This window comes from Pseudothauera lacus (genome assembly GCF_003034845.1).
Classification (GTDB): Bacteria; Pseudomonadota; Gammaproteobacteria; order Burkholderiales; family Rhodocyclaceae; genus Pseudothauera; species Pseudothauera lacus.
The window spans coordinates 12,932-18,803 of the sequence record NZ_PZKC01000025.1; the positions used below are offsets into that span (position 1 = coordinate 12,932).

The following is a 5,872-nucleotide window of genomic DNA, read 5'->3' on the forward strand; positions in this document are numbered from 1 at the left end:
GCCCCCTCCCCCCCCCCCCCCCCCCCCCCCCGCCGCCCCGCCCCCCCCCCCCCCCCCCCCCGCGCCCCCCCCCACGCCCCCGGCAACCGCCTGGCCGGCGGCGACAGCGCCGCCAGCGCCAACGCCCCCACCTTCTTCGCCGGCCAGGCCGCACCCCACGCCCACCGCGCCAGCCTCTCCGGGCTGCGCACCCAGGAGCTTGCCGCCAGCCGCAGCGGGCGCGGCGGCTACAACCAGCTGGTCTTTGACGACACCCCCGGCCAGGGACGCATCGAACTGGGCACCACCGCCTGGGCCAGCCGCCTGCAACTGGGCCACCTCAAGTACCAGCACGGCAACGCCCGCCACAACGACCGCGGCCACGGCGCCGAGCTCGACACCCAGGGCGCGCTCGCCCTGCGCGCCGGCGCCGGCCTGCTGCTGTCCACCGACGCCCGCGCGGGCGCCAGCGGCGACCACCTCGACAGCCGCGAAGCCATCGCCGACACCGAACAGTCCCACGCCCTGGCCAGCGCCCTGGCCGACGCCGCCACCACCCACGGCGCCACTGTGAAGGGCGAGGCCGCCCCCCTGCCCGCGCTCGACGCCCTCGAACGCGCCCGCGCCGAACTCTCCGCCACCGCCACCACCACCGCCGCCACCACCCCCGAAAGCCCCTTCAAGCCCACCGGCGGCGGCACCGGCACAGTGGCCGCATGGTCCGCCCCGCGCATCCAGTTCAGCGCCCCCGGCGGCATCGCCCAGCTCACCCCGGCCAGCGCCTGGCTGGTTGCCGGCACCGAACTGTCGGCCACCGCCGGGCACGACATCAACCTCGCCGCCCAGGGCGAACAGGCGCTCGCCATCGCCGCCGGCCTGACGCTGTTCACCGTCGGCAAGGCCACCGACGCGGCCAAGCCCAACCAGGAAACCGGCATCGCCCTGCACGCGGCCAGCGGCACCACCGAGGTGCAGGCCCAGGGCGGAGCGATCCACATCGCCGCCGAGCAGCGCGTCACCCTCGCCAGCACCCGCGCCAGCGTAAACATCGACGCCCCCGCCGGCCACGTGCTCGCCACCGCCGGCGGCGCCTACCTGCGCATGAAGGGCAACACCATCGAGCTGCACGCCCCCGGCGGCGTGAACCTGCACGCCGGCCAGAAGATCTGGACCAAGCCGCAGAGCGCCAGCAGCAGCGCCAGCCTCAACAGCCCGGGGGCGCTGAAAGGGTGTGCCCGCGCCATGGAAGAACTCGCCAGCAGCGGAGGCGCGGTGTGACCCGCCCAGTCCCAGCCGTCGACATGACGGAGCCGGACCCCGCGCTCCAGGCAGCACTCCAGCGGGCCCTGCTCCAGTTGCGTGAAGTCATCGGCGCACGCCCCGTCAGCATCTTCATCGACCCGCTGCTGGGCGACCCGCTCGCCGCACATCCCGACACCGTCCAGTGCCTCGCCTCCGGCGCCGCAGTCGTGCAATCGCTGCCCCGCATTCACGCCGACATCGATGCCGCACGCGCGCCCTACCTGATCCACGCTCCCAGCGAACCGGCTGCCGAGCGGCTGATCAATGCCAGCGTCGACATTGCCCTGCGCGAAGCCACAAACAGGATGCCAAACGGATACCGCGGACGCTGCGTTTGCGCCTGGCTGCCGGACGACACCGCCCCCCAGGCGACCGCGGCCAGGCTCGCGCGCAGCGCTGCCGTCATCGCCCCGCATGGCAGAGCACATCCTTTCCGTTACTGGGATCCGCGCGTGCGGTGGCACCTGCCCCGGGTGCTTCCCCCAGGCCACTGGCAGCGACTGCGCTCCCGGCTGGGCAACTGGCACAACATCACCCCAATGGGCCAACTGGAAGGTCTTCCGGGGTCCTCCGAGGCTGCCGCCAGCGACGAGACACAAGATCAGCGCCTGCGCTTCGACGACGCTGCCTGGGGACGACTGAAGGACGTCACCCTCTGCAACAAGGTCCTCGCGCTCTGCCCTCAATGGGGAATCGCCCTGTCCAATTCCCTGCCACCGCTGGTCGAACAGGCCATAAATGACTGCCGCAGCCATGGCTTCGACACCGAACAGGACATTCTGGTCTACTGCGCCTGCGCACTCACCGCCCACCCTCGATTCGACCGCCATCCCGCCGTATCGGCCGCTCTCAAGGAAGCACGCACAATGGGCGCATCCCTTCAACACGCCTTGCAGGGCTTCGATAACAGCTTCTGGCAGCAGCTTTCCGCCTCTCGGCAAAGTCAAAATCCATGAGCACAACAGACGCCATCACTCAGGCTGCCGCGAACGCGACTCCGGCCCGCCCGCAGAACGGCTGCCCCGACTGCAACAAGCAGGGACTCGCCATTCTGCCGGTGATTCCCGTCGCCATCCCGCGCCAACAGCTCGAAGTCAACGCCACCTACGCCACGCTTGCCGCCGCATGCGATGCTCTCAGTGTAACCACCGCACAGGGGCTGCAGGAGCATGCCCTGGTGTTACGCACGTTGCCCAGCGGCTATCTCTACGTGCTCAAACCAGACAAATCCTGGGATGCCTACGTAGTCGATCGCGAAGGCTTGCTGCGCATGATGCCACCTGCACAGTGCCCAGCCTCGCCGGCGGACATCACGCCCATGTCGGTTGCCTGCCGGCGCGCCGGTGACAACATTCCCGCACAACTCATCGCCGTAGACCCCGCCCGCCACGCTACTGTCTGGATCGCATTCAGCCGCTACCGGTGGACGCAGCAAGTGATGCGCGATTACGCCGACAACCGCGACGGCAGCCGTGATCGTCGCCTGACCCGGGTAGACGTCATGGCTGCCGCCAACGGCTCGGTCGGCCCCGCGCACAGCGCCGGCAATGCCGTCCGCAGCGCCTACCCCATGTCCGCGGAGCTTGCGGATCGCGTAATCAACTACGCCCCCAACACTCTGGTCGGTCTCACAAGCCGCAACCTGCGCGAACCGCTGTCGCCCCGCGCGGCACTGGCTGGCCGGATCAAGGACGAAGCTGCACGCATTTCCGCTGCCACGGCAGGGCGCAGCGGCATTGTCCTCGCGCTGGCAGACGACCACGGCCTGACCTTGCAGGTCAACGCCGACCGCAACGCCGAAGTGGCGCGCCTGAACGACTTCATGGCCGAACACCGGCGTGCAACGATGATCTCCGGCATCATTCGCGGCTTCGAGGAGTCGTTCACCAGCAACGGACAGGAGGCGCTGTGGAACGAGCGCTTCCGCAAACATTACGACCACGTCCGTCTAAGAGACGATCAACAGCGTTACGACAGCCGTCTGCAGACGTTCAAGGACCGCATCCTCGCCCTCTCTCACGACGTGCTGAAGCTCAACCAGAGCAGCGGTGCGCACATCGTCTGGCGCGACTTCGACCCCGAAGACGACCGCTCCGCCCACGACCGTCAAAGTGCCACCGCAGGCGTCGCCAACGGCAGCGTTCACCTGCTCGGCGAAGAAAAACTGTGGGATGACTGGCTCAAGGAAGACCCAGCCAACCCCCACGCCGTCATCTGGGGAGCGGTGACCGCACTGGACGCAGACATCGGTCGTTTCATCGCCAGCGCATCCTTGCCCGCACGAAACCAGGCCGCGCTGGCGGTCGCCCTTGCCGACAAACTGCGCGCCGCGGTCGAAGACTTCCGCCAACGCATCGCCGCCCGCGCCAACCCCGAGGCCATGGCCGCCATTGGTACCTCCATGGCCAGTCAGCACGCCCGCATTGCCGCGCAAGGCGGGGCGAGCGCACGCACGACAGGATGGCGAATGCTGGTGGTGACCAGCGTACGCACCCACATCAACATCGATTTCCGCACCATCCGCGTCACTGAAACCCAGCTCACGTCGATGATTGCCGAAGCGACCTTCGGCCCCCCTCAGGCCACCGCCCGTCGCCTGCTCGACATCGAGAGTCACAGCGGCACCAGGACTTACGTGGTGGGCACCAACGGTGTAGACCAGTACGCCTTCATGAACACCCAAAGCACCACCCAACGCACCCGGGTGGTTGAGCTATGGCTCCCCGACAGCGAGGCCGCCAGACTGCCTGCCGCACTGGCCGGCAGCACCGCTGCAGCAGCCGTACCTGGGGTCAACCCCTTCCGCGGCCTGATGCAGTACACCCGTTCACTTCCAGGCGTGCTGGCCTGGGCAGGGCTGGTCTTCAGCACCCTGGACCTGGCCGACGCCGGCGAGAGCTTCGACCTTCGCAACACCACTGCGGAGTCGACCTTCGGCCTCACTGCGGCCATTCTCGCTGCGGTGGGTGCAACGGTGGAGATCGTAAGCGGGGCTTTGGGGAAGGCGGTGGGGAACGCCGCTGCGTTGCGCGTCACGCAAATCGCGTTCTATGGCGGCATTTTTGGTGCCTTAGCAGCACTATTCAGTTCGATACATCTATTTTCACGATCACAGAACTACCGCGCTCGAGATGACAGTGATGCAGCAGACGCGTATCAGTCCGCCGCAGTTTGGACTCTCGTTTCCGGCATATCTATCGCGGGAGGAGCACTTGCCGCCGCTCATGCATCGGGCGCACTGGTAGGCCACCTAGGCTTTCTTGCTGGTCTCGGCGGGCTAGCGGCAGCCATCCCTGTTTGGGGCTGGATTGCCCTCGCAATACTCGCCATAGGCGCCGGTGCCTATTTCCTGTGGCAGGCCATCCGCAACACCGACACCCCGCTCGAAGAGTGGCTGCGCGGCAGCTACTACGGCCGCGGCAACACCCCCTTCACGCCCGCGGACGAAATGGAGCGCCTCAACCAGGTCGTCTACTCCGTCAACATCTCCGTGGCATGGAAGGACCGCTGGCGCCTGCGCGACCAGAGCTTCTACGACTCCTGGGATGAGTTCGTTTTTTCCATCACGTTGCCCGCTCTCGGTGCCGAAAGCGTCATCGACTGCGCCATCACCCTGCACGGTCGCGCCGGTACCCGCGAGGTCATGCATGAGACACTGCGCCCGCGCATGCAGGGCAACAGCCCCCAGGATCCGCACCGCCCCCGGCTCTCCGCGCCCCCCACCACGCCGCTGCCTCAACCCGACGCCTTCATCTGGGAGGCGCCGCCACGCATCGGCCCACACGGCAACGGCCACCAGTACAGCGGCCTCATGCGCATCAACGACCAGCGCTATGACCGCGTCACCCTGGCTTTCAGCTACTGGCCCGACAAGCGCTCCATGCCCAACCTCGTCCTGCCCATGCTCAGCGAGCAGCGCATCATCACGGTGAACGACTGATGGGCGCCCCGAACAAACGGCGCTTTGGCGCCTTCGGCTCCATTGACCGCAAGTACCGCCAGTGGCGCTACCTGCCCGGGGTACGCCACAGCTCCGGTGCGCGCCCGGATGGCGAGCGTCTGGTCTATCGTGTCAACGACACGACTTTGGAAATCGGCACTGCCGCGTCCTCGCCGCGTGGCGCTTATGCTTTGCTTGGCGTGATTATGGTTATCGCATGCATTAATGCCGCAATGGCGATGTATCCGTTTGAAGTTCTCCAACGCGGTTTTAGCGCACACCAAATGACGGCAATAGTGGGATTGCTGTTCTTGCCTATCGGGGGAGTTATCGGAAGCAGCATATTTATCGGTGCCATCTTCGGCTACACCGACGCCCCGGTGCGCTTCGACCGCGCCCGGCGCCGGATCTACGCCTGGCGTGATCACCCCCAGGGCCCGGAGGAGTACGACTGGGATGCCGTCAAAGTCGTCACCCAGGACGTGCGCGGTCCCACCCAGGTGGCCACGTCCTTCAAGTCCGTCCTCCTCGTCGATGAGGACGAGCACGGCGAGGTCCGTTTCAGCCGCAAGCTGCCGCGCATCGTGCAGATCGGCGAGGTGTCGGCCAGCCCTGAGCAGGCCCTGCAGGCGTATGAGTTCGTCCGCCTGT

4 protein-coding genes are annotated in these 5,872 nt (G+C 67.3%); all 4 read left to right on the forward strand.

The genetic code is table 11. From position 1 onward, the window contains the following. Positions 1-1,257, forward strand: a 1,257-nt coding sequence (locus tag C8261_RS16885; RefSeq protein WP_146161706.1) for a type VI secretion system Vgr family protein, incomplete at its 5' end; no start/stop codon positions are given. Further along, positions 1,254-2,237 (forward strand): DUF4123 domain-containing protein, encoded by a 984-nt coding sequence (locus C8261_RS16890; RefSeq protein ID WP_181358985.1) that lies wholly within the window; start codon positions 1,254-1,256, stop codon positions 2,235-2,237. The genes C8261_RS16885 and C8261_RS16890, both read left to right, overlap by 4 nt. Then, positions 2,234-5,221, forward strand: a complete 2,988-nt coding sequence (locus C8261_RS16895; protein WP_107494903.1) for a T6SS effector BTH_I2691 family protein — start codon at positions 2,234-2,236, stop codon at positions 5,219-5,221. Before C8261_RS16890 ends, C8261_RS16895 begins: the two co-directional genes overlap by 4 nt. Beyond that, positions 5,221-5,872, forward strand: a 652-nt coding sequence (locus tag C8261_RS16900) for a hypothetical protein (protein WP_146161704.1), incomplete at its 3' end; no start/stop codon positions are given. The genes C8261_RS16895 and C8261_RS16900, both read left to right, overlap by 1 nt.

Coding starts and splice junctions, on each gene's coding strand:
- C8261_RS16895 (WP_107494903.1), top strand. CDS start 2,234: ATGAGCACAACAGACGCCATCACTCAGGCTGCCGCGAACGCGACTCCG.